The 21,888-nt window shown below is 70.6% G+C and carries 21 protein-coding genes, 1 pseudogene and 1 riboswitch; of the genes and pseudogenes, 12 read left to right on the top strand and 10 right to left on the bottom strand.

The genetic code is table 11. The features are described 5' to 3' along the window. Position 1 precedes the first annotated feature (1 nt). Positions 2-1,519, bottom strand: a complete 1,518-nt coding sequence (locus ACFXMG_RS24220) for a cytochrome ubiquinol oxidase subunit I (RefSeq protein ID WP_383814275.1) — start codon at positions 1,517-1,519, stop codon at positions 2-4. Between the two features lie 201 nt (positions 1,520-1,720). On the opposite strand from ACFXMG_RS24220, the gene ACFXMG_RS24215 reads away from it, so the two are divergent. Beyond that, positions 1,721-2,095, top strand: coding sequence for a cyclophilin-like fold protein (locus ACFXMG_RS24215; RefSeq protein WP_383814276.1), 375 nt, complete (start codon positions 1,721-1,723; stop codon positions 2,093-2,095). Between the two features lie 36 nt (positions 2,096-2,131). On the opposite strand, the gene hisC is transcribed toward ACFXMG_RS24215, so the two are convergent. Beyond that, positions 2,132-3,229, bottom strand: coding sequence for a histidinol-phosphate transaminase (gene hisC, locus ACFXMG_RS24210; RefSeq protein ID WP_383814278.1), 1,098 nt, complete (start codon positions 3,227-3,229; stop codon positions 2,132-2,134). A gap of 393 nt (positions 3,230-3,622) precedes the next feature. Here hisC and ACFXMG_RS24205 point away from each other — a divergent pair, with 393 nt between their 5' ends. From ACFXMG_RS24205 to ACFXMG_RS24195, 3 genes are all read left to right on the top strand, one after another. Next, positions 3,623-4,729, top strand: a complete 1,107-nt coding sequence (locus ACFXMG_RS24205; RefSeq protein WP_383814280.1) for a LacI family DNA-binding transcriptional regulator — start codon at positions 3,623-3,625, stop codon at positions 4,727-4,729. A 396-nt stretch (positions 4,730-5,125) separates the two neighbouring features. Next, the gene (locus ACFXMG_RS24200; protein WP_383814281.1) at positions 5,126-6,439 is read left to right on the top strand and encodes a metallophosphoesterase; all 1,314 of its coding nucleotides are present in this window, start codon (positions 5,126-5,128) and stop codon (positions 6,437-6,439) included. 161 nt (positions 6,440-6,600) lie between these two features. Continuing rightward, complete coding sequence (locus ACFXMG_RS24195; RefSeq protein ID WP_383814283.1) at positions 6,601-7,260, top strand: hypothetical protein; 660 nt, start codon at positions 6,601-6,603, stop codon at positions 7,258-7,260. A gap of 112 nt (positions 7,261-7,372) precedes the next feature. On the opposite strand, the gene thiC is transcribed toward ACFXMG_RS24195, so the two are convergent. Then, positions 7,373-9,154, bottom strand: coding sequence for a phosphomethylpyrimidine synthase ThiC (gene thiC / locus ACFXMG_RS24190; protein WP_383814284.1), 1,782 nt, complete (start codon positions 9,152-9,154; stop codon positions 7,373-7,375). Next, positions 9,149-9,287, bottom strand: a riboswitch (TPP riboswitch). Its footprint overlaps the gene before it by 6 nt. 71 nt (positions 9,288-9,358) lie before the next feature. Between thiC and ACFXMG_RS24185 the strand changes: the two genes are divergently transcribed. After that, positions 9,359-10,786, top strand: coding sequence for a YibE/F family protein (locus ACFXMG_RS24185; RefSeq protein ID WP_383814286.1), 1,428 nt, complete (start codon positions 9,359-9,361; stop codon positions 10,784-10,786). A 165-nt stretch (positions 10,787-10,951) separates the two neighbouring features. On the opposite strand, the gene ACFXMG_RS24180 is transcribed toward ACFXMG_RS24185, so the two are convergent. The 4 genes from ACFXMG_RS24180 to ACFXMG_RS24165 all read right to left on the bottom strand — a co-directional run bounded on the left by ACFXMG_RS24180 (position 10,952) and on the right by ACFXMG_RS24165 (position 13,321). Beyond that, the gene (locus ACFXMG_RS24180) at positions 10,952-11,392 is read right to left on the bottom strand and encodes an SsgA family sporulation/cell division regulator (RefSeq protein WP_030493805.1); all 441 of its coding nucleotides are present in this window, start codon (positions 11,390-11,392) and stop codon (positions 10,952-10,954) included. A 138-nt stretch (positions 11,393-11,530) separates the two neighbouring features. Beyond that, positions 11,531-12,295 (bottom strand): IclR family transcriptional regulator, encoded by a 765-nt coding sequence (locus tag ACFXMG_RS24175; protein WP_383814287.1) that lies wholly within the window; start codon positions 12,293-12,295, stop codon positions 11,531-11,533. 286 nt (positions 12,296-12,581) lie between these two features. Continuing rightward, positions 12,582-12,800, bottom strand: a complete 219-nt coding sequence (locus ACFXMG_RS24170; protein WP_383814288.1) for a DUF5326 family protein — start codon at positions 12,798-12,800, stop codon at positions 12,582-12,584. A 203-nt stretch (positions 12,801-13,003) separates the two neighbouring features. Continuing rightward, entirely contained in the window at positions 13,004-13,321 is a 318-nt protein-coding gene (locus tag ACFXMG_RS24165) for a cupin domain-containing protein (RefSeq protein ID WP_383814290.1), read from the bottom strand. Positions 13,322-13,371: 50 nt separating this feature from the next. Between ACFXMG_RS24165 and ACFXMG_RS24160 the strand changes: the two genes are divergently transcribed. From ACFXMG_RS24160 to ACFXMG_RS24145, 4 genes are all read left to right on the top strand, one after another. Beyond that, positions 13,372-13,755 carry a phage holin family protein gene (locus ACFXMG_RS24160; RefSeq protein ID WP_383814292.1) on the top strand — a complete coding sequence of 128 codons (384 nt, stop codon included), beginning with the start codon at positions 13,372-13,374 and terminating at the stop codon, positions 13,753-13,755. A gap of 8 nt (positions 13,756-13,763) precedes the next feature. Next, entirely contained in the window at positions 13,764-14,270 is a 507-nt protein-coding gene (locus ACFXMG_RS24155) for a low molecular weight protein-tyrosine-phosphatase (protein ID WP_383814293.1), read from the top strand. A 4-nt stretch (positions 14,271-14,274) separates the two neighbouring features. Beyond that, positions 14,275-15,438, top strand: coding sequence for a cystathionine gamma-lyase (locus tag ACFXMG_RS24150; protein WP_383814295.1), 1,164 nt, complete (start codon positions 14,275-14,277; stop codon positions 15,436-15,438). A gap of 113 nt (positions 15,439-15,551) precedes the next feature. Beyond that, on the top strand, positions 15,552-16,031 hold the full coding sequence (locus ACFXMG_RS24145) for an NUDIX domain-containing protein (protein WP_383814297.1): 480 nt from the start codon (positions 15,552-15,554) through the stop codon (positions 16,029-16,031). On the opposite strand, the gene ACFXMG_RS24140 is transcribed toward ACFXMG_RS24145, so the two are convergent. Continuing rightward, positions 15,963-17,195 carry a globin domain-containing protein gene (locus ACFXMG_RS24140; protein WP_383814299.1) on the bottom strand — a complete coding sequence of 411 codons (1,233 nt, stop codon included), beginning with the start codon at positions 17,193-17,195 and terminating at the stop codon, positions 15,963-15,965. The two genes, ACFXMG_RS24145 and ACFXMG_RS24140, sit on opposite strands and share 69 nt — an antisense overlap. A 199-nt stretch (positions 17,196-17,394) precedes the next feature. On the opposite strand from ACFXMG_RS24140, the gene ACFXMG_RS24135 reads away from it, so the two are divergent. The 3 genes from ACFXMG_RS24135 to ACFXMG_RS24125 all read left to right on the top strand — a co-directional run bounded on the left by ACFXMG_RS24135 (position 17,395) and on the right by ACFXMG_RS24125 (position 19,311). After that, positions 17,395-18,258, top strand: coding sequence for a GNAT family N-acetyltransferase (locus tag ACFXMG_RS24135; protein WP_383814301.1), 864 nt, complete (start codon positions 17,395-17,397; stop codon positions 18,256-18,258). Between the two features lie 109 nt (positions 18,259-18,367). Next, the gene (locus ACFXMG_RS24130; protein ID WP_383814303.1) at positions 18,368-18,826 is read left to right on the top strand and encodes a MarR family winged helix-turn-helix transcriptional regulator; all 459 of its coding nucleotides are present in this window, start codon (positions 18,368-18,370) and stop codon (positions 18,824-18,826) included. Positions 18,827-18,858: 32 nt separating this feature from the next. Continuing rightward, positions 18,859-19,311 (top strand): GNAT family N-acetyltransferase, encoded by a 453-nt coding sequence (locus ACFXMG_RS24125; RefSeq protein ID WP_383814304.1) that lies wholly within the window; start codon positions 18,859-18,861, stop codon positions 19,309-19,311. Positions 19,312-19,467: 156 nt separating this feature from the next. Here ACFXMG_RS24125 and ACFXMG_RS24120 read toward each other — a convergent pair whose 3' ends face one another. Together ACFXMG_RS24120 and ACFXMG_RS24115 are read right to left on the bottom strand one after the other, a co-directional pair. Next, positions 19,468-20,850 (bottom strand): serine hydrolase domain-containing protein, encoded by a 1,383-nt coding sequence (locus ACFXMG_RS24120; protein WP_383814306.1) that lies wholly within the window; start codon positions 20,848-20,850, stop codon positions 19,468-19,470. Positions 20,851-21,080: 230 nt separating this feature from the next. Beyond that, positions 21,081-21,676: pseudogene (locus ACFXMG_RS24115) on the bottom strand (hypothetical protein). Between the last annotated feature and the right edge of the window lie 212 nt (positions 21,677-21,888).

The raw sequence follows: 21,888 nt of genomic DNA, 5'->3' as shown, positions 1-21,888 counted from the left end.
CTCAGTACGAGAAGGCCATGGGCCGGTCGGGGTCACGCGTGTCCCCGCCGATCTTGGTGGGCGGGTTGAGGTCGTTCTCGGTGAGCTCGGGCGGGCCGGCCTTCACGTACTTCACGAGGAGCTTGACCTCGATGACGGCGAGGATCGCGTAGAGCGAGGTGAAGACGATCATCGAGGTGAGCACCTCGCCCTGCGAGACGCCGGGTGAGACGGCGGCGCTGGTCTTCATCACTCCGTAGACGACCCAGGGCTGGCGGCCCATCTCGGTGAAGATCCAGCCCCAGGAGTTGGCGATCAGCGGGAAGAGCATGGTCCAGAGGGCCACGACCCAGTACCACTGGCCGATCTTCGGGCTGAGGGCCTTGTTCTTGAAGAGGACGAGGTTCGGCACTTCGTCCTCACCGGTCCTCAGTCCGGGCGCGATCAGGAACTTCTTGCGGGTCAGCCAGAGTCCGATGACACCGATGGTCAGCGAGGCCATGCCGAAGCCGATCATCCACCGGAAGCCCCAGTAGGCGACGGGGATGTTGGGCCGGTAGTCGCCGGGCCCGTACTTCTCCTGCTCGGCCTTGTTGATGTCGTTGATGCCGGGGACGTACGAGTCGAAGTCGCCGTTGGCGAGGTAGGACAGTATCCCGGGGATCTCGATGGCGACCTTGTTGTGGCCCTTCTCGACGTCACCGTAGGCGAAGATCGAGAAGGGTGCGGGCGCCTCGCCGTCCCACAGCGCCTCGGCGGCGGCCATCTTCATCGGCTGCTGCTTGAACATGACCTTGCCGAGCATGTCACCGCTGATGGCGGTGCCGAGGCCGGCGATGATCAGCGTGATCAGGCCGAGCCGCAGCGAGGTCCGCATGACCGGGATGTGCCGCTTGCGCGCGAGGTGGAAGGCGGAGATGCCGACCATGAAGGCGCCGCCGACGAGGAAGGCGGCCGTCATGGTGTGGAAGAACTGGGTGAGCGCGGTGTTCTGGGTGAGCACCGCCCAGAAGTCGGTGAGCTCGGCGCGGGCGCCCTGGCCCCGGTCCTCGTTGATGCGGTAGCCCACCGGGTGCTGCATCCAGGAGTTCGCGGCCAGGATGAAGTACGCGGAGAGGACCGTGCCGATCGACACCATCCAGATGCAGGCGAGGTGGATCCTCTTCGGCAGCTTGTCCCAGCCGAAGATCCACAGGCCGATGAAGGTGGACTCGAAGAAGAAGGCGATGAGCGCCTCGAAGGCGAGCGGCGCGCCGAAGATGTCACCGACGAAGCGGGAGTAGTCGGACCAGTTCATGCCGAACTGGAACTCCTGCACGATGCCGGTGACGACGCCCATCGCGATGTTGATGAGGAAGAGCTTTCCCCAGAACTTCGTCGCCCTGAGGTACTTCTCCTTCTCGGTCCGGACCCAGGCGGTCTGAAGACCGGCGGTGAGTGCGGCGAGGGAGATCGTCAGTGGAACGAAGAGAAAGTGGTAGACGGTGGTGATGCCGAACTGCCAGCGCGCCAAAGTCTCCGGCGCCAGAGCGAGGTCCACGTCGTCTTCTCCTTATCGCCGTGGTCACATCGGCAGTTTGCCCCTTTGATCCCCCCTATTACGGGATGAACGGGGACACGCTTGTGAACGCGTTCACATTCACAAGCATTATGACTCATACGAAATCCGTACTGGAGAGCGGGGGGCTGTACCGAAGGTCACACCTTCCCAAGCCCTTCAACATATTGTTGAATCCGGGCCATGACCCTTCGGATACGCCTCACTTGGCCGGCCGGACACACCACGGCCACCCTCGACGAAACCCCCACGAGCACAGCGCTCCTGGGGGCCCTGCCGATCGTCTCCACCGCCCGCACCTGGGGCGAGGAGGTCTACTTCGACACTCCGGTCTCGGTCGAGCGGGAGGCCGGGGCGCGCCAGGTCGTCGACCCCGGCACGGTGGCCTTCTGGACCGACGGCGACGCCCTCGCCCTCCCCTACGGACCCACCCCGATCTCCCGGGGCGACGAATGCCGGCTGGCGAGCCCGTGCAACCTGCTGGGCTCGCTCGACGACGACCCGCGGATCCTGGCCACCGTCCGCGACGGCGACCCGATCCGCGTCGAGCTCGCCTGACCCGCCGGATTCGGCGGGTCGCACGCGCCCGCCGCGTCACGCTCCCTGGCGGAAGCCCTCCGTCACCTTCAGGAACAGGTCGTTCGCCTCGGTCTCGCCGATCGTGACGCGCACGCCCTCCCCCGCGAACGGCCGCACCACCACGCCGTGCCGCTCGCACTCCGCCGCGAACTCCATGGTCCGCTCGCCGAGCCGCAGCCAGACGAAGTTCGCCTGCGCGTCCGGCACCGTCCAGCCCTGGGCCACGAGCCCCGCGCGGACCCGCTCGCGCTCCGCCACCAGCGAGCCGACCCGGCCGAGCAGTTCGTCCTCGGCGCGCAGCGAGGCCACCGCCGCGTCCTGCGCCAGCTGGCTCACGCCGAACGGCACCGCCGTCTTGCGCAGCGCCGCCGCCACCGGCTCGTGGGCGATCGCGAAGCCGACCCGCAGCCCCGCCAGGCCGTACGCCTTGGAGAAGGTGCGGAGCACCGCCACGTTCGGCCGGTCGCGGTAGAGCTCGATGCCGTCCGGGATGTCGGCGTCCCGGACGAACTCCTTGTACGCCTCGTCGATCACCACCAGGACGTCGGAGGGCACCCGGTCCAGGAAGCGCTCCAGCTCGGCCCGGCGCACCGCGGTGCCCGTCGGGTTGTTGGGGTTGCAGACGAAGATCAGCCGGGTCCGGTCTGTGATCGCCGCCGCCATCGCGTCGAGGTCGTGCGTCTCGTCCTCGGTCAGCGGCACCTGCACCGAGGTGGCCCCGCTGATCTGGGTGATGATCGGGTACGCCTCGAAGGAGCGCCAGGCGTAGATCACCTCGTCGCCCGGGCCCGAGGTCGCCTGGAGCAGCGACTGGGCGACGCCGACCGAGCCGGTGCCGGTGGCGATGTGGGAGACCGGGACGCCGAAGCGGTCGGCCAGCTCCGCCGACAGCTCGGTGCAGGCCATGTCCGGGTACCGGTTGAAGCTCGCGGCGGCGGCCAGCGCGCTCTCCAGCACGCCAGGCAGCGGCGGGTAGGGGTTCTCGTTGGAGGACAGCTTGAAGGCGACCGGGCCGCCCGCCGCGGCCGGCTTGCCCGGCTTGTACGTGGGGACCCCGTCCAGCTCGGCGCGCAGCTTCGGGGTGGACGCGCTCGTCCCGCTCGTCTCGCTCACAGTGTGGCCTCCTCGACCGTCCGTACCGCCAATGCTTCTCACTTTATGAGGATTCCCGCCCGCTGCGAATGGGCTGTGGACAACAGCCCTGCAACGCTGTGGAAAACCCTGCCCGACGGGCCTCCCCGACCCAGGGGGCGTGCGACCGGGTGGCGCGCGCCGGTGGCGAGCGCCGTGGCGCGCGTCCCCCGTAGAGGTGAGTTGAGACCTCTTCGAGACCTCGCCCCCACGCCAGGCCCATCCCGTCCGACAACATCAAGTCACATGGAGAACCCCTCAACTACCTTGGATTCTCTACCTCTTGACGCCTTTCGACCATGCAGAAACGTGCCTGTCAACGCTTGCATATGCGGCCGTCTCACCCACCCCTCATCGCCCTACTATCGGCTCGCCATGACAGCAGCAGGGAAGCACCAGGTGAGCCGGGCACAGACCCGGGGAAGCCGGCAGGGCCGGGCAGGCATCCGGGACGTGGCAGCCGCCGCCGGGGTCTCCATCACGACTGTCTCCGACGCGCTCAACGGCAAGGGCCGACTCCCGGACGCCACTCGCCGGCACGTCCGCGAGGTCGCCGACAGGCTGGGCTACCGCCCCTCCGCGGCGGCTCGCACGCTCCGCACCGGCAAGTCGGGACTCATCGGCCTGACCGTGACCACGTACGGGGATGAACCTTTCACCTTCACGGAGTTCGCCTACTTCGCGGAGATGGCCAGGGCCGCCACGTCGGCCGCGCTCGCTCGCGGCTACGCCCTCGTCATCCTCCCCGCGACATCACGCCATGACGTCTGGTCGAACGTCGCCCTCGACGGGACCGTCGTCATCGACCCCTCCGACCACGATCCGGTGGTCACCGAGCTCGTCCGCCAGGGCCTCCCCGTCGTCTCCGACGGACGCCCCGCCGGCACGCTCCCGGTGACCGCCTGGGTCGACAACGACCACGAGGCCGCCGTCCTCGACCTCCTCGACCACCTCGCCGACGCGGGCGCGCGCCGCATCGGCCTCCTCACCGGCACCACCACCGACACCTACACCCGCCTCTCCACCACCGCGTACCTCAACTGGTGCGAGAGGGTCGGACAGGACCCCGTCTACGAGGCATACCCGGCGCACGACCCGTGCGCGGGCGCCGTCGCGGCCGACCGGCTGCTCGCCCGCCCCGACCGTCCCGACGCCGTCTACGGCCTCTTCGACCCCAACGGCACCGACCTCCTCGCCGCCGCCCGCCGCTACGGGCTGCGCGTCCCCGACGACCTGCTGATCGTGTGTTGCAGCGAGTCCAACGTCTACGCCACCACCGAACCGCCCATCACGACGCTCTCGCTCAAACCGCGCCGCATCGGCACCGCCGTCGTCCAGCTCCTCATCGACGCCATCGAGGGGATCGAAGGCGACGGACCGGTCGAGCAGGTGATACCGACCGAACTCATCGTCCGCACCTCCTCGCAACGCCGGTCGCCGCGGACGACGGTCAGCCCGCCGCGCTCGCCCGCGAAGGACTGACAAGCCCCCCGACGGGACCCAGACGGGACCCCGACGGGACACCGACGAGAGCCCCACGAGACCCTCCGGACTCCGGCCGCGCGGAAAGAGCGGCCGGACGCACGACCCGAAGAAACCCGCGCCGAACGCCCCTGAACCGACCCGAAGAACGAGCGCCGTCCCGTCCCTGCCCGTGGGCGGAAGCGGCGAAACCGGCGCTCCGCCGGACCCGACCCTGGACTGGACCTTCTCAATTCGGGCGAAACAACCGGTGAACCCGGAGCGAACCCGGATTCACCACCCCTGGTGCGTCACACAGGCGGACCCTCATTCCTATGATGGGCGCACGACACCGCGGACCCCCCGACCAGGCCGGTCCGCGATGTGCAGGGCATCGCGACGGTGGTGGAGGGGTCGATGACTCAGGGGGCCGGGCAGGATCCCGTGGAGCGCACGGCGACATTGCGTGACTTCCGCGTACCCCCGTACGCCCGGGTGCCCGTGCAGGGCCACGCCGCCGAGCCGCCCGCCGCACCCGCACCCGCACCCGCACCCGCGGATCCCACGCTGCACCTGGGCACCCGCCCGGCCGCGTACCCCGAACCGACCGGCGTCGCCCCGGCCGTCGCGGCCACGCCGCTCCCCGACGCCGCCACCGCACCCCACCCCGTCGGCGCCACCACGGCCCACCCCGCCGCCACCACGCCCCACCCCAGCGCCATCACAACCCACTCCGGAGCCGGCGGCTTCCCCAAGGACTTCCCGGGGGACTTCCCCGGTGACCTCCCGGGAGCCTTCCCTGACGGGTACACCCCGACCGAGCGCGACCTGCCGGTCATCCAGCGCGGCGACACCCTCCGAGTCCCCGTCGCCCCGGCCGCCGCCCCCGCGCCCGTGCCCACCGGCGACGGCCCCGGCCCGCTCTACGTCGTCGGCGACGTCCACGGCTACCTCGACGAACTCGTCGCGGCGCTGCGCGCCCAGGGCCTCATCGACGAGAACGGCGGCTGGGCCGCGGGCAACGCCCGGCTGTGGTTCCTCGGCGACTTCACCGACCGCGGCCCCGACGGCATCGGCGTCATCGACCTCGTCATGCGCCTCTCCGCCGAGGCCGCCGCCGCCGGCGGCTACTGCAAGGCCCTCATGGGCAACCACGAACTGCTCCTCATCGGCGCCAAGCGCTTCGGCGACACCCCGGTCAACTCCGGGGCCGGCACCGCCACCTTCCAGGCCGCCTGGCTGCTCAACGGCGGGCAGAAGCACGACATGGACCGCCTCCAGGACGTCCACCTCCAGTGGATGTCCCGGCTCGACGCCGTCGTCCGCGAGGACGACCACCTCCTGCTGCACTCGGACACCACCGCGTATCTGGAGTACGGCGAGACGATCGAGGACGTCAACGACACGGTCCACGAGATCCTCACGCGCAACGACGCCGACGAGGTCTGGGACCTCTTCCGGAAGTTCACCAAGCGCTTCGCCTTCCGCGACGAGGCGGGCCCGCAGGCCGTCCAGGAGCTGCTCGGCACCTACGGCGGCTCGCGCGTCGTGCACGGCCACAGCCCGATCCCGTACCTCCTCGGCCAGGTCGGCACGGAGGACGGCGAGGAGGACTCCCGCCCGGTCGTCGACGGCCCGCACGTCTACGCCGACGGGCTCGCCATCGCCATGGACGGCGGCGTCACCATGGCCGGGACGCTGCTGGTCGTCCAACTCCCGCTGGGGGACTGACCCTCACCCTGCGCATCCGGAGCGGGCGAATTCCGGAAACCCCCTGTCAGCGCGCCCGGTCACGGCCCTACCATCGTTCTCCCCAGCCAGGCAGGCTCTCCTCCGCTTCCGCCCGGACCGCCGTTCTCCACGGCCGGCCCCGGCCCACCGAGCATCGGGGGATGCACATGAACGTGGCTCCGCACCTGCTGACCGAGGACCGCGCCGAGTACGAGCGGATCCTCGACGACGCACTGCGCACCGCTCCGGAACGGCCGGAACTCGCCGGAGCGGGCGCGCGGCTGACGGCCGCCCAGCTCCGCGTGATGGCGCTGAGCGCGACGGCGCTGATCACCGCGGCGGCGGCGAGCGAGTACGAGCACTTCACCAAGGTGCGCGACCAGAGCCGCGCCGCGTCCAACCGCCCCCGGACCCCCGGCCCGGACGAGTCCCCGGGCGCCGTCGCGGTCCTCACCGTCCTCGTCCCGGTGCTCGCCGGCACGGCCGCCACGATCTTCCTCCTGGTCGGAGCGGTGGTCCACCTGCTCGCGCCGGACGCCGCCCTCGGCACCACCCTGCTCACCGCGGGCCTGGTCTTCGGCGCCCTCGCCGCCGCCGGCCTCCTCTGCGCCGGCGCCGGCCTCCTCCTGACGGCCCTCCGCAACAGCCCCGCCGAGACCGGCGCCCCCGACGACGAACTCACCAGGGCCCGCGCCGCCTGGCGCCACGCCCTCCTGGAACGCGGCATCGTCCCCTTCCTCCACGCCGCCCTCACGGCCCTCGACTCCGACCCCGGCCAAGGCCCCGACCAAGCCCCCGAAGACCCCGACCCGGCTCCCTGACGCACCCCGACGCCTGACGCACCCCGGCCCGCGGTCCCCCCGTGGACCGCGGGCCGGGGAATCAGGTGATGGCGCATGGCCGGGTCGGCGCATGGCCGGACCGACGGAGTCGTTACTCCGCCATGGGCAGGTAGACCCGGTTACCGCTCGCGGCGAACTCCGCCGACTTCTCGGCCATCCCCGCCTCGATCTCCTCCTGCGTGCCCCCGTGCTCACGCCGGATGTCCTGCGAGATCTTCATCGAGCAGAACTTCGGACCGCACATCGAGCAGAAGTGCGCGGTCTTCGCGGGCTCCGCCGGCAGCGTCTCGTCGTGGAACTCGCGGGCGGTGTCCGGGTCGAGGGCCAGGTTGAACTGGTCCTCCCAGCGGAACTCGAAGCGCGCGTCGGAAAGGGCGTCGTCCCACTCCTGGGCGCCCGGGTGCCCCTTCGCGAGGTCGGCCGCGTGGGCCGCGATCTTGTACGTGATGACACCGGTCTTCACGTCGTCGCGGTTCGGCAGGCCCAGGTGCTCCTTGGGCGTGACGTAGCAGAGCATCGCCGTGCCCCACCAGGCGATCATCGCCGCGCCGATGCCGGAGGTGATGTGGTCGTACGCGGGCGCGACGTCCGTGGTCAGCGGGCCGAGCGTGTAGAACGGCGCCTCCTCGCAGATCTCCTGCTGGAGGTCGATGTTCTCCTTGATCTTGTGCATCGGGACGTGGCCCGGGCCCTCGATCATCGTCTGCACGTTGTGCCGCTTGGCGATCGTGTTGAGCTCGCCGAGCGTCTTCAGCTCCGCGAACTGCGCCGCGTCGTTGGCGTCGGCGATCGAGCCGGGACGCAGACCGTCGCCGAGCGAGTACGTGACGTCGTACGCCGCGAGGATCTCGCAGAGCTCCTCGAAGTTCGTGTAGAGGAAGTTCTCCTTGTGGTGCGCGAGACACCAGGCGGCCATGATCGAGCCGCCGCGCGAGACGATGCCGGTCTTGCGGCGCGCGGTGAGCGGCACGTACGGCAGGAGTACGCCGGCGTGCACGGTCATGTAGTCCACGCCCTGCTCGGCCTGCTCGATGACCGTGTCCTTGTAGATCTCCCAGGTCAGCTCCTCGGCCTTGCCGTCTACCTTCTCCAGGGCCTGGTAGAGCGGCACGGTGCCGATGGGCACGGGGGAGTTGCGCAGCACCCACTCGCGGGTGGTGTGGATGTTGCGGCCGGTGGACAGGTCCATGACCGTGTCGGCGCCCCAGCGGGTCGCCCACGTCATCTTCTCCACCTCCTCCTCGATCGAGGAGGTGACCGCGGAGTTGCCGATGTTGGCGTTGACCTTCACCAGGAACCGCTTGCCGATGATCATCGGCTCGATCTCGGGGTGGTTGACGTTGGCCGGCAGCACCGCGCGACCCGCCGCGATCTCCTCGCGGACGACCTCGGGGGAAACGTTCTCCCGGATCGCCACGTACTCCATCTCCGGGGTGATCTCCCCCCGGCGGGCGTACGCGAGCTGGGTCACGGCCTGCCCGGCGCGGCCCCGGCGGGGCAGCCGCGGACGGCCCGGGAAGACCGCGTCGAGGTTCTTGAGCCCGCCGCCGCGCGGCGAGGTGTGCTTGATGCCGTCGTCCTCGGGGCGGACCGGGCGTCCCGCGTACTCCTCGGTGTCGCCGCGCGCGATGATCCAGTTCTCGCGGAGCGGCAGCAGGCCCCGGCGGACGTCGGTGTCGACGGTGGGGTCGGTGTACGGACCGGACGTGTCGTACAGCGTCACGTCCTTGCCGTTGGTGAGGTGCACCTGCCGGACCGGCACCCGGAGGTCGGGGCGCGAGCCCTCGACGTACCCCTTGTGCCAGCCCGGCGTGCGCGCGCCGTTCGGGTCCTTCTGGTCGGAGGCAGGCGTGCGTGCGTCCTGAATGGTCATGAGACCGAATCTCCCTACGCCGGCATTACCCGGTAACAGGTTCGGCGGTCGGCGCAGCCTCCTCCCGTACGTGTCCGCGTACGGTGATCAGCGCCCTCTCAGCCCGGTGCTCCGAGCTCCCGCGTGTGCAAAGGTGTCACCACGCTAGCGCCCTCCCGGGCGTGCTGAACAGTGGGCCCCCGCCGTTCTTGCGATGATCAGGCGGTGACTTCCTCGCAGCAGTCCCCCGATCCGCATGGCCACGAGCCCGGCCACGAGCCCGGAAACGAGCCCGGAAACGGCGCTGGTCACGACCACGGCGCCGCCGGTCACCGCTCCGGTGGGTCCGGCCACGGATCCGGGCACGGCCACGGCCACAGCCACAGTCACGGGCCCGCCGCGCCCGTCTCCCGCCATCTGCGCAGGGTCATCGCGGCCGTCCTCATCCCCTTCGCCACCGCCGTGGTCGTGGGTCTCGCGGTGCTCTGGCCCGGTGGCACCGCGGCGCACGAGCGGACCGGGGTCGGCTTCGACCGGCAGACCGAGCAGGGCAAGGTCGTCGCGGTCGAGCAGGTGGACTGCAAGGACGTGAACGCGGCGCAGGTGCCGCCCACCGGCGACACGACCACCCCGCAGGGCCGCGAGGCGGTCAACGGGCAGCAGGGGCAGTGCGAGAGGGCGACGATCGAGGTCACGAGCGGTACGGACAAGGGCCGCCGGTTCACCGAGATCGTGCAGCCGGACGCTCCGCGCCAACTGGAGGAGGGGCAGGGCGTGGTGGTCGCCTACGCCCCCGACGCCCCGGCCGACCTCCAGTATTCGGTGACCGACGTGAACCGCAAGGTGCCGATGGCGGTCCTCGCCGGCATCTTCGCGCTCGCGGTCGTCCTCGTCGGACGGCTGCGCGGCGTGATGGCGCTGATCGCGCTCGCGGTGAGCTTCCTGGTGCTCACCCTCTTCATCCTCCCCGCGATCCTCGAAGGTTCGAACCCGCTGGTCGTGGCCGTGGTCGGGTCGAGCGCGATCATGCTGCTCGCGCTCTACATGTGTCACGGTCTGTCGGCCCGCACCTCGGTCGCCGTGCTGGGCACGCTGATCTCGCTGCTGCTGATCGGCCTGCTCGGCTCCTTCTTCATCGGCTGGGCCTCGCTCAGCGGCAACACCGACGACTACACCGGCCTCATCCACGGCCTCTACCCGGAGATCGACATGTCCGGCCTGCTGCTGGCCGGTGTGATCATCGGTTCGCTCGGTGTCCTGGACGACGTCACCGTCACCCAGACCTCGGCGGTCTGGGAGCTGCACCAGGCCGATCCGGCCATGGGTCCGCGCGCGCTCTACCGGGCGGGCATCCGGATCGGCCGCGACCACATCGCCTCGGTGGTCAACACGCTGGTCCTGGCCTATGCCGGTGCCGCGCTCCCGCTGCTCCTGCTCTTCACCATCGCACAGAGCAGCATGGGCACGGTGGCCAACAGCGAGCTGGTGGCTCAGGAGATCGTCCGAACCCTGGTCGGCTCGATCGGTCTGGTCGCCTCGGTGCCGGTCACGACGGCACTCGCGGCGCTCGTGGTCTCGGCCGACCGCCCGTCGGAGGAGCCCGCCGCCGTCCGGACGGCAGGTCGCGGCGGCCGGCGTCGCCGCGCGAAGTAACGGCCGCGCGGCGCCGATGTCAGGCGTACGCGGCAGGGCGCCGGTTTCGGTTGTACGCGGCGCGGCGCCGATGTCAGCTGTGGCTGTACGCGGCACGGCACCGGTGTCAACTGTAGCTGTACGCGGCACGGCACCGTTTCAGCCGTACGGCGCGGGCGGCGCCGGTCAGGCCGGACCGGCGCTCTCCTCAGCGAGGATCCGGCCGAGCGCGGCCTCCAGGCTGTCCTCGAAGTCACCCAGTGTCTGTTCCTGACCGAGCGGTACGAGCTTGTCCGTGCGGTCGAGGAAGGCGACGAGCGGCGGGGCGCTGGCGCGGAAGAGGGCGCGGTCGCCGCCCACCTGGAGCCGGATGGACACGTCCGACAGGCCCTCGGGGTCGGTCGGGGCGATGTGGACGTCGCCGTCGCCGCTCGGGCGGTTGATCCCGTCGAGCAGCAGCTCCCTGCCGAACGCCCAGGTCACGGGCGCGTCTCCGGGAAGGTGGAAGGTCATCCGCACCGCGTAGGGATCCCGGGTCTCGTATCGCAGTTCGACAGGGATCTTGAAGGAGAGCTCCTCCGAGACGAGGAAGCTCATCAGGACCTCGGCCTGAACCGACTCTCGCATCATGTACCCCGCAGTAGATGGAGCAGTTGTGTAAACACAGCTGCTGAAAGCTGTGACCGAAACGGCCAGGAATGATCCCCCGTGGCCCTCTTGACGCAATCGTGCTGTACGCGCTAGCGGATCACAAGGAGTGATTTTTCAGATACTGATAGAGAACGCGAGCGAACTGAAGAGGCTTCCGATCTCCGTACGTAGCCGCTCGACTGCTGGGAGCAACCGTTCTTCCTGGTGAAGCGGTAGAGAAATGGCCAGAGTGGCCGCGGTGGAGCCCGCCGTGATGGGGATGGCCGCACAAACCGTGCCGAGCGCATATTCCTGACGCTCCACCAGGGGCTCCATTCGCCCCAAACTACCCAAACGCTCCAAAAGCACCCGCCGGTTACGCACCGTGTACGGAGTGATGGCTTCCACCGGGTGGCGGTCGAGGTGGTCTTGACGAGATTTCAGATCGAGTTGACTGAGCAGGCACTGCCCGATCGCGTGGGCGTGACCGGTCTCGCGGAAATTCGCCCATTCCTCCACCGCGGGGGAGTTGGGGGTGTCCGCCACCGAGACCAGCTCGATCTCGCCGTCGCGGTAGAGCGCGAAGTAGACCGGCACACCGATCTCGTCCCGCCAGTGGGCAAGGGAGTCTTCGATCTTGATGCGACGATTCTGCACAGCCCCGCCGCCGGCCAGCCGGGCTGCTGCCTCCCCCAGATAGAAGGCACCCTTGTCGCGGAGCAGATAGCCCTCGTGCGTCAGGGTGCGGAGAAGGTGGTACGTCGTCGGCAGCGGAAGGCCCGTCTCCCGGGCGAGTTGCTTGGCGGGGGCGCCGTCCGCATGGGAGGCCACGGCCTCCAGAAGTCTCAGCGCCCGCTGCACCGAGCCGATCAGGGTCGGCGCAGCCGTCTGCGTGGCCATGGCCAAAGGTCACCCCCAGGCGTGACAACGGATGCACTGCACCCGTTCGCGGGGGCCGCCCCCGCGCACCCGCCGGGCCTGGAACACCGATGGGGCCCGTTGGACGGACCCCTCACGGACGAGCGGGAAAACCGCTGTTCTCCAGGAGATCTACGCCCGTAGGCCCCGACTCGGCGGAGATCTGCCACTCTAGTGGCTCGTCCTCGCCCCCCACCCTGTTTCCACCAGCGCATCCCCCTGCCGGGCTAACGCCCGGCAGTCGCTGGATACCGATGAGTAGCTTGTGCTACCAGTCCCGGTCCGACTTCGACGGGCTGCCGAACTTCCGTACGGCGTAGATGAGTCCGGCCACGAGTCCGACGAACAGCAGCACCTTGAACAGCAGGCCGACCACGAAGGCGAGGACGCTGGTGATGACTCCGCCGAAGACGAGCAGGACCAGGGCGGGTATCGCGATCCACTTCACCCACCACGGAAGCCCCGCGAGAATCTCCTGTACGGCCATGGTTCTCTCCTTCGGTCTCGAAGCCCCGTCCGGAACCCTCCGTCCCCGACACCTCAAGGCTAGGCGGGAGACAGGGCCCCGCGGGGCCCCCGGCGCCCCGGCTCTCCCCTGATCCAACCCCTAGGGGAACCAGGGGTTCAGCCCCGAGACCGAGACCCCCCGGAAGCCCGGATCCCGGTCACGCCTCCCGTCGCGGATCCCGGTCACGCCTCCGGCGGGGAGAAGACCACTAGGACCTTCAGGTCCTCGCTGATGTGGTGGAAGCGGTGCGGCACCCCGGCCGGCACATAGACCACGCTGCCCCGCGCCACCTGCGTCGTCTCGTCCCCGACGGTGATCGCCGCCCGCCCCGACACCACGAAGTACACCTCGTCCTGACCGTGCGGCGACTGCGGGTCCAGCGCGCCCGCGTCGAGCGCGTACAACCCCACCGACATGTTCCGTTCCCGCAGGAACTGGAGGTACGCCCCCTCGTTGGCGGCGCGCTCCGCCTCGAGTTCGTCCAGCCGGAATGCCTTCACTGCCGTTCGCCCCTGCCCTTTGCCCGATCGTCTCTGCCACGATCAGACACATGAAGAATTTCGTAGTCAAGACGCTCGCCAACGCGGGCGCCCTCGGGGTCGCCATCTGGCTGCTCGGGGGCATCACCCTGACCGGTGACGACGAGATCACGGGCAAGGCGGTCGGCACCCTGCTGCTCGTCGCCCTCGTCTTCGGCCTGGTCAACTTCCTGGTCAAGCCGATCGTGAAGCTGCTGACGTTTCCTCTCTTCATCCTCACCCTCGGCCTGATCACCTTGGTGGTCAACGCCCTGATGCTGCTGCTCACCTCGTGGCTGGCCGACCAGTTCGACCTCAGCTTCCACGTGGACGGCTTCTGGACCGCCGTCCTCGGCGGCCTGATCATCTCCGTCGTCTCGTGGGCGCTCAACGTGCTGCTCCCCGACGGCGACTGAGCGAGCCCATGACCTACCGCGTCTGCTTCGTCTGCACCGGCAACATCTGCCGCTCCCCGATGGCCGAGCACGTCTTCCGCGCGCGCGTGGAGGAGGCCGGCCTCGGCGGGGCGGTCGAGGTGGACAGCGCGGGCACCGGCGGCTGGCACGAGGGCGACGGCGCGGATCCCCGCACCGTCGCCGTCCTGGAGGAGCACGGCTACACCTCCGCCCACACCGCCCGGCAGTTCCGCGCCTCCTGGTTCCCCGCCCTCGATCTGGTGATCGCGCTCGACGAGGGCCACGTCCGGGAGCTCCGCCGCCTCGCCCGTACCCCCGACGAGGCGGCGAAGATCCGGCTGCTCCGCTCGTACGACCCCGCCGCCGGGGACGCGCTCGACGTCCCCGACCCGTACTACGGCGGGCACGAGGGCTTCGAGGAATGTCTGGAGATGGCCGAGGCCGCGAGCGAGGGACTCCTCGCGGCGGTCCGGGCCGGACTTCGGGGGGACGAGATCGAGGAAAGGACCCCGTGAACCCGTGACCCCTCAGGAACAGCACCACCCCGGCGGGGGCCCCGGCGACGGGACCCTCGCCGTGCGGGCCGGACTCCCCGAGCCCGTGAAGCACGAACCGACCCTGCCGGGGCCGGTCTTCGCCGCCCACTTCCACCTCCCGGGCGAGCCCACCGGCCCGTACACCTACGGCCGCGACGAGAACCCGACCTGGACCCATCTGGAACAGGCCATCGGCACCCTGGAGGCGCCCGACGCGGCCGGAGTCGAGACCGTGGTCTTCGCCTCCGGCATGGCCGCGATCTCCGCGGTGCTCCTCTCGCAGCTCTCCGCCGGCGACGCCGTCGTCCTGCCGACCGACGGCTACCAGGCCCTGCCGCTCCTCCACGAACAGCTGCGCGCGTACGGGATCGAGGTGCGCACCGCCCCGACCGGCGGCGACGCCCAGCTCGATGTGCTCGACGGCGCCCGGCTGCTGTGGATCGAGACCCCGTCCAACCCCGGGCTCGACGTCTGCGACATCCGCCGGCTGGTCCGCGAGGCGCACGCCCGCGGGGCGCTCGTCGCCGTCGACAACACCCTCGCCACCCCGCTCGGCCAGCGGCCGCTGGAACTGGGCGCGGACTTCTCGGTGGCCAGCGACACCAAGGGCATGACCGGCCACGGCGATGTGCTGCTCGGTCACGTCAGCTGCCGCGACCCGCTGCGGGCCGCCGAGGTACGGCGCTGGCGCAAGATCGTCGGCGCCATCCCCGGGCCCATGGAGGCATGGCTCGCCCACCGCTCGCTGGCCACCCTCCAGCTGCGGATCGACCGCCAGTGCGCCACCGCCCTGGAGCTCGCCCGGGTCCTGGCCGACCACCCCGACGTGACCGGGCTGCGCCACCCCGGGCTCCCGGAGGACCCCTCGCACGCGATCGCCGCGCGGCAGATGCGCCGCTTCGGCTCGGTGATCTCCTTCGAGCTCGCCGACCGCGCGCGGGCCGAGCGCTTCCTGGACGAACTGCGCCTGGTCGACGACGCCACCAGCTTCGGCGGGGTGCGCTCCTCGGCGGAGCGGCGCGGGCGCTGGGGCGGGGACGCCGTCGCGGAGGGCTTCATCCGCTTCTCGGTCGGCGCCGAGGACCCGGAGGACCTGATCGCCGACGTGCTGCGGGCCCTCGCCGCGGCGCGGAAGGCGGCCGACTAGAGGCGAGAGAGCGGGGCGCTGTGGGCCTCGACCCCGTGGCTCGGAGCGGAACTCGTCCGAGCCGCGGGGGAGTGGTGCGTTTCAGCCCGGCGGTAACGGGCCATTTTCTTCCCATGACCGAACGGCCCGTGGTCAAGCGCACCGCACGCGCCATCCTGCTCGACGGAGACGACCTCATCCTCATCAAGCGCACCAAACCGGGGATGGATCCGTACTGGCTGACGCCCGGTGGCGGCGTCGAGCCCTCCGACTCCACCGTCGTCGAGGCCCTGCACCGCGAGGTGCACGAGGAACTCGGCGCCAAGATCGTCGATGTGGTCCCCTGTTTCGTCGACACCGTCGAGCACATCGTCGACGGCGGGGTCTCCGGCGTGAAGGTCCAGCACTTCTTCGTCTGTCGGCTGGAGTCGATGGACCCGGAGCTGCGCCACGGCCCCGAGGTCGACGAACCGGTCGGCGAGTACGAGATCGTCCGGGTGCCCTTCAGCCGCGTCGGGATCGCGGTCGTGCATCTGGTGCCGCTCTCACTGCGCCACTACCTCGACGGCAACATCGAGGGCGTCCGCGCCATGCACGCCCCCGACCTCGGCTGACCTGGTCCCCACCGCGGCGAGCTCCGCCAGGAAGTCGTGGCGGATCCGCTCGGAGGGGACCCCCGAGCCGCGGAGCACGTCGATGCCCTGCCGGACCATCCCGAGCGGGCCCGAGAGGTAGGCGTCCCGCTCGGTCCAGGGCCCGGCCTCCCGGACCGCCTCCGGCAGCGGGCCCTGGGCCTCGGTGACGGGGTGGACGGCGAGCCAGGGGAAGGTCTTCTGGAGCCGCAGCAGGGTGTCCATGTCGTAGAGGTCATGACCGCTGCGGGCGCCGTAGAAGACATCGACCTGCCGTCGGTCGCCGTGCTCGGCGACGTCCTCCACCAGGGCCCTGATCGGCGCGATGCCGGTCCCGCCACCGAGGCAGAGCAGCCCGGTGTCGGTGGCGTGGTCGACCGTCATGGAACCGGCCGGCGGGCCCAGCCGGAGCACGTCCCCGGGGCGGGCCCGGTGGACCAGCGCCTGGGAGACCCAGCCGGCCGGGACGGCCTTGACGTGCAGGGTGAGCAGCCCGTCCGGACGGGGCGCCGACGCGAAGGAGTAGTGCCGCCAGACGCGCGGCCACCACGGGGTCTCCAGAGTCGTGTACTGCCCGGCGAGGAACAGGTAGGGCGCATCGGGCCGCAGGGTGAGGACGGCGATGTCGGGGGTCCGCAGGTCGTGCGAGACCACCTCCGCCTGCCACCACGCGGGCGCCATCGTCTCGTCCTCGGAGGCCGCGTCGATCATGATCTGCGAGATCGCCGTGTACGCCCGGACCCAGGCCGCCTCGGTCTCCTCGTCCCAACTCCGCTCCGCGTACCGCGTGAGCGCGCCGATCAGGGCCTCGCCGACCGCCGGGTAGTGGGCCGCGTCGACGCCGTACTTCCGGTGCCCCCGGCCGAGATGGCCCAGGTAGTCGCCGAGGAAGGCACCGTCGTCCATCCGCTCGGCGACCGTGAGCAGGGCCTTGAGCAGGCGGTCCCGCTGGGTGTCCATCGCCACAGGGAACATGTCGCGCAGGGCCGGGATCCGGACGAAGAGCAGGGCGTAGAAGTACGAGGTCACCTTGTCGGCGACCGGAGCGATCTCCTCAAGGGTGCGGCGGACGAGCACCGCATCGGGGGAGGGCTCTGATATTCGGGCCCCCGTCCCGCCCGTCGTGCTGGTCGGACCATCCATCATGTGCCTCGCCTCACGCAGCCGGCTTCCGTGCTCGCAGCATGGCGGCTGTGTGAAGGGCTCCGGGCGGAAAGCGGCGTTCTCGGGCCAAAGGGCCGGGGCGCGGACTAGGCTCCACTCTTTCGACGCGCGCGGTGTTTCACGTGAAACATCACCGAAAACCTCTGGACGGAAGATCACCCCGTCGGAGAGCCTGGCCGTCATGCCGATCTCCCCCACCGCCCTCGCACAACTCCCGATCCGGCGTCTCGGCGCCACCGACCTCCTGGCCTGCGCCGACCTCTCCGAGAACCGCGGCTGGCTCCGCGAGGAACACAAGTGGGGCCTGCTGCTCACCGCGGGCACGGGCTACGGCATCGACGACCCGGACGGCGACGGGCTGCTCGCCTGCTGCGTGGTCACCTCCTACGGCTCCGAGCTCGCGGCCATCGGCATGGTGCTGGTCGCCCAGCGGTACGCCCGCCAGGGCGTAGGGCGCCGGCTGATGCGACACGTCCTGGAGGAGGCCGGCCAGACCCCGCTGACCCTCTACGCGACCGAGAACGGGCAGCCCCTCTACAAGGGGCTCGGCTTCACCGAGATCGGCCGCTCCGAGATGGTGAAGGGCCGCTTCTCCGCCGCCGTGCCCGCCCCGCGGGTCGCGGTCCGCCCGGCCACCGCCGAGGATCTCCAGGAGGTCCTCCGCCTCGACCAGGAGATCTTCGGCCTCGATCGCACCCCGCTCATCACCCGGCTCCCGGCCTTCGCCGACCACCTGCGGGTCGCCGTCGAGGACGGCGCAATCACCGGCTTCGCCGCCGCCTGGCCCAACATGGACACCCATGTGGTCGGCCCGCTGATCGCCCGCGACACCGCCACCGCCCAGGCGCTGGTCGCCTCGCTGGCGGCCGACACGGACCGCCCGCTCCGCACCGACGTCGACGTGCGCCACACCGAGCTGCTGGGCTGGCTCAAGGAGAACGGCCTGGCCCCGGTCATCACCAACGCGGTGATGGTCCGCTCCGTCCCGGACCTGCCGGGCGACCCCGACCGGCGCTTCGCCCCGCTGACCGTCGCGGCGGGCTGACCCCGGACGGGCCGAGGGCCGCGATACTTGCACACGCGCACTATTGCGGCCCATCGTCTACCCTGGATCCCGAGCAGCCCACCGGCGAGGACAGGGACGAGGAGAGACCATGACCGCGACGGACCCCGCCCTCACCGGACTCGCACAGCGCTGGTGCGCCCTCTCCCTGCTGCACGGCCGCATCGAGTCCCACATCGAGCGCGCCCTGGAGTCCGGTCACGGTCTGAGCGCCCGTGAGTACTCGCTCCTCGACGTCCTGAGCCGCCAGCACGAAGGACCCGGCGGACACCTCCAGATGAAGCAGGTCGCCGACGCCGTGGTGCTCAGCCAGAGCGCCACCACCCGTCTGGTCACGCGCCTGGAGGACCGGGGCCTGCTCACCCGCTACCTCTGCGCGACCGACCGGCGCGGCATCTACACCGATGTCACCGAGGCCGGCCAGACGCTCCTGACGGAGGCCCGTCCCACCAACGACCGGGCCCTGCGCGAGGCCCTGGACGAGGCCGCGAAGAACCCCGAGCTCGCCCCCCTGGTCCAGGTCCTCGAAGGCGAGAGAGCCGCCGTCTGACGCACGGCCCGGACCGGCCGTACGCTGCGGGCATGAGCGATCTTGAGATCCGTCCCGCCACCGCCGAGGACGTACCCGCGATCGTCGCGATGCTCGCCGACGACCCCCTCGGCGCCCAGCGGGAGTCCCCGGACGACCCGGCGCCCTACCTCACCGCCTTCGCCCGGCTCGCGGACGACCCGAACCAGCATCTCGTCGTCGCCACACGCGGCGGAGAGGTCGTCGGCACCCTCCAGCTGACGATCGTCCCCGGGCTCTCCCGGCGCGGAGCCACCCGCTCGATCATCGAGGGGGTGCGGATCCACTCCGCCGAGCGCGGCAGCGGTCTGGGGACCCAGCTCATCGAATGGGCCGTCGAGGAGTCGCGGCGCCTGGAGTGCGTGCTGGTCCAGCTGACCTCCGACGCCACCCGCACCGACGCCCACCGCTTCTACGAGCGGCTCGGCTTCGAGGCCAGCCACGTGGGATTCAAGCGGGCCCTCTGACACCAGGCGAGCCCTCTGACACGGAGCGGGCTCTCTGACACCAAGCGGGGCCGCTGACACGAAGCGGGCCCGCTGCCCCCTTCTCTGACGGAACGCCCGTGTTTCACGTGAAACACGGGCGTTCGTGCGCTGCGGCCTCAGCGGGTCATGGCCGGGTCACAGCCCGCGCCAGCCCTTCTCGTCCACCCCGCCCGGGACCGCGTCGCCGGGCTCGTACGGCTCCCGCGTGAAGACGAAGGAGCCGAGGTCGAGGTGGCTGACGGTGCCGTCGGGGCGCCGCACCACGCGCAGCGTCTCCCCCGCGTAGTAGCCGTCCAGGCCGATCCAGCCGCCCTCGGGCAGCGCCCGGAAGACGGCACGGCGCCCGGGACCCCGCAGCGGCTCCAGGACCACCCCACGCTCCGCCCCGAGCCTCAGCCCGTAGGAGTACGTCCCCCAGTACCAGGGGCCGGTCAGCGCCAGGAGCTCCTGGTCGACCTCCGACTCGGGCAGCGGGCGCCACGGCTCGGGGAAGCGCGGCTCGGCCTCCGCCACGATCCCGACGAGCTCGGCGGCCACGACCCCGGTCTGCGGGCCGCTCGTCGCGTTGGCGAGCGCCACGCCGACGAGGCCCGCCTCGACGTCCACCCAGAGTCCGGCGAGGAAGCCCGGCAGCGAGCCGCCGTGCCCGATGAGCGAGCCGCCCTCCTTGTACGCCACCTGGAGACCGAGGCCGTACCCCATCTGCGGGTCCCCCACGGCCGGCGGACCGGCCGGGATCCGCATCTCGGCGACGGAGGCGGCGCTCAGCACACGCTCGTCGCCCTCCGCGAGGAAGACGCCGAACCGGCAGAGGTCGGCGGCCGTCGACCACAGCTGCCCGGCCGCGGCCATCACCCCCAGGTCCGCGGAGGGCTCGGGCAGCATCACGTCGGCCCAGGGGTGCACCGCCCACCCCCCGGCGTGCGGGGCGGCCGGGTCCCCCGTCGTCCGGTGCATGCCCAGCGGTTCCAGGATCTCGGTGCGCAGCGCCTCCTCCCAGGAGACCCCGCGCACCTCCTCGACCAGCGCGCCGAGCAGGGTGTAGCCGGGGTTGGAGTAGTGGAAGCTGCGACCGGTCGGGTGGAGCGCGGGCGTCTCGCCCAGGACGTCGGAGAGCTCGGGCCGCGACGACCCGGGCGTCCGCTCCCACCAGGGCGCGGGGGTCTCCGCCGCGAGTCCCGAGGTGTGGCCGAGCAGTTGAGCGACGGTCACCTCGCCCACCCCCGTGCCGGGCAGGTGCTTCTCCAGCGGGTCGTCGAGGCCGAGCAGCCCCTCGTCCCGGAGCCGCAGAACGAGGACGGCGGTGAACACCTTGGTGATCGAGCCGATCCGGTACTGCGTGTCGGCGTCCGGGGCGTGCCCGTCGACGCAGCTGCGGGAACCGCTCCAGACCATGGCTCCCCCGCGGGCGACGGCTCCCACGAACGAGGGCGCGCGGCCCTGGCTCTGGGCGCGGGCCACGCGGTGCAGCAGGGCACGCTCGGTGGTGGGCAGCAGGGCTTCGAAGGCTGAGGTCATGGAACCGATCATGCCCCGCCGCCCCGCCCCGGCTGTAGGTTCTCACCCTCGGTGTCATGCGCCGACGCTGTGACCTGGACGTTCCCCTCCAGTCTCACGACGTGTCGGCAGGCGGCTGTCTCAGATCGGTGTCATTTCCTCAGACTGCCCAGCCGACTGCACCGCTTGTCCGCGTCCCGTCTGAGTGCACCACCACGTACGGAGATACGTGCACCGGCAAGCAGTTCATGTCATCGCGCGGGCATGACGGTGGCAGGGAGGCAAACCTCCAGGATGACTGCGGTGCCAGCCACGGCTCGGTCCTCGTGCATGGTGATCTGCTGGCCGGGCTGGACGTGCGTCCAGTGGGAGGGAGTGAGGGGCACAAGACGAACCGTGGCTCGCCCGCCGGGCTCCAGTATGGGCATGTTCTCAACCCAGAGCCCAGCGATGCTGACCGCACGTCCGCCGGTGGGTGAGAGGAGACCGATGTCCCACATGGGCCGCAGAACACCCGCGCCGGAGATTGGCGTCGTGCGTCGCGCCTCGGCGGCAGGGCGGAGCGTCAAATCTGCCCTGATCACGCCGTTGCGGAGCTCGGAGCATCGCCAATGGCACCAAGCCGCACTCCGCTCCAACTGGAGCTGATCAGCCGCTTCGGCGAGCTTCTCCCAGAAAGCCAAAGGGGGCGAGTGAGCCTCCCCAAACTCTCCAGCAAACCCAGGGCGATCTCCCACTCGTCGTGAACGAGGTAGTCCCAGACGTCTCCCACCGTGATGTCATTCTCGGTGGCGGTCTCTTCCGGAACCAACAGGAAAGCTGCTTCGAGCAACTCAGGGACGTCCATGCGCTCATTGTCGACCGCATGAACCTGCTGCCCGGTCCGGATGTCAGACCCTGCGCTTAGAGTGCGGCGAGATGGGGCCGGTCCCGAGGCCGCCAGCACCGGAAAACGGCAGCCTCCCTGGCCCGCTCGGGGGTGGTTCGGCCCAACCAGCGTCCAGGCATCGTTGAGGGCCACGAGTGCAGCTTGTCAGCCCGGCCCCTTTGAGTACCTAA

It is taken from the genome of Streptomyces sp. NPDC059201 (assembly GCF_042754585.1).
GTDB lineage: Bacteria > Actinomycetota > Actinomycetes > Streptomycetales > Streptomycetaceae > Streptomyces.
This window is presented reverse-complemented; position numbering and strand designations above follow the sequence as displayed.

Excerpts from the sequence above, each read along its gene's own strand:
- ACFXMG_RS24215 (WP_383814276.1), top strand. The coding sequence starts at position 1,721 with ATGACCCTTCGGATACGCCTCACTTGGCCGGCCGGACACACCACGGCC.
- ACFXMG_RS24205 (WP_383814280.1), top strand. The coding sequence starts at position 3,623 with ATGACAGCAGCAGGGAAGCACCAGGTGAGCCGGGCACAGACCCGGGGA.
- ACFXMG_RS24200 (WP_383814281.1), top strand. The coding sequence starts at position 5,126 with ATGACTCAGGGGGCCGGGCAGGATCCCGTGGAGCGCACGGCGACATTG.
- ACFXMG_RS24195 (WP_383814283.1), top strand. The coding sequence starts at position 6,601 with ATGCACATGAACGTGGCTCCGCACCTGCTGACCGAGGACCGCGCCGAG.
- thiC (WP_383814284.1), bottom strand. The coding sequence starts at position 9,154 with ATGACCATTCAGGACGCACGCACGCCTGCCTCCGACCAGAAGGACCCG.
- ACFXMG_RS24180 (WP_030493805.1), bottom strand. The coding sequence starts at position 11,392 with ATGCGAGAGTCGGTTCAGGCCGAGGTCCTGATGAGCTTCCTCGTCTCG.
- ACFXMG_RS24175 (WP_383814287.1), bottom strand. The coding sequence starts at position 12,295 with ATGGCCACGCAGACGGCTGCGCCGACCCTGATCGGCTCGGTGCAGCGG.
- ACFXMG_RS24170 (WP_383814288.1), bottom strand. The coding sequence starts at position 12,800 with ATGGCCGTACAGGAGATTCTCGCGGGGCTTCCGTGGTGGGTGAAGTGG.
- ACFXMG_RS24160 (WP_383814292.1), top strand. The coding sequence starts at position 13,372 with ATGAAGAATTTCGTAGTCAAGACGCTCGCCAACGCGGGCGCCCTCGGG.
- ACFXMG_RS24155 (WP_383814293.1), top strand. The coding sequence starts at position 13,764 with ATGACCTACCGCGTCTGCTTCGTCTGCACCGGCAACATCTGCCGCTCC.
- ACFXMG_RS24145 (WP_383814297.1), top strand. The coding sequence starts at position 15,552 with ATGACCGAACGGCCCGTGGTCAAGCGCACCGCACGCGCCATCCTGCTC.
- ACFXMG_RS24140 (WP_383814299.1), bottom strand. The coding sequence starts at position 17,195 with ATGATGGATGGTCCGACCAGCACGACGGGCGGGACGGGGGCCCGAATA.
- ACFXMG_RS24135 (WP_383814301.1), top strand. The coding sequence starts at position 17,395 with ATGCCGATCTCCCCCACCGCCCTCGCACAACTCCCGATCCGGCGTCTC.
- ACFXMG_RS24130 (WP_383814303.1), top strand. The coding sequence starts at position 18,368 with ATGACCGCGACGGACCCCGCCCTCACCGGACTCGCACAGCGCTGGTGC.
- ACFXMG_RS24125 (WP_383814304.1), top strand. The coding sequence starts at position 18,859 with ATGAGCGATCTTGAGATCCGTCCCGCCACCGCCGAGGACGTACCCGCG.
- ACFXMG_RS24120 (WP_383814306.1), bottom strand. The coding sequence starts at position 20,850 with ATGACCTCAGCCTTCGAAGCCCTGCTGCCCACCACCGAGCGTGCCCTG.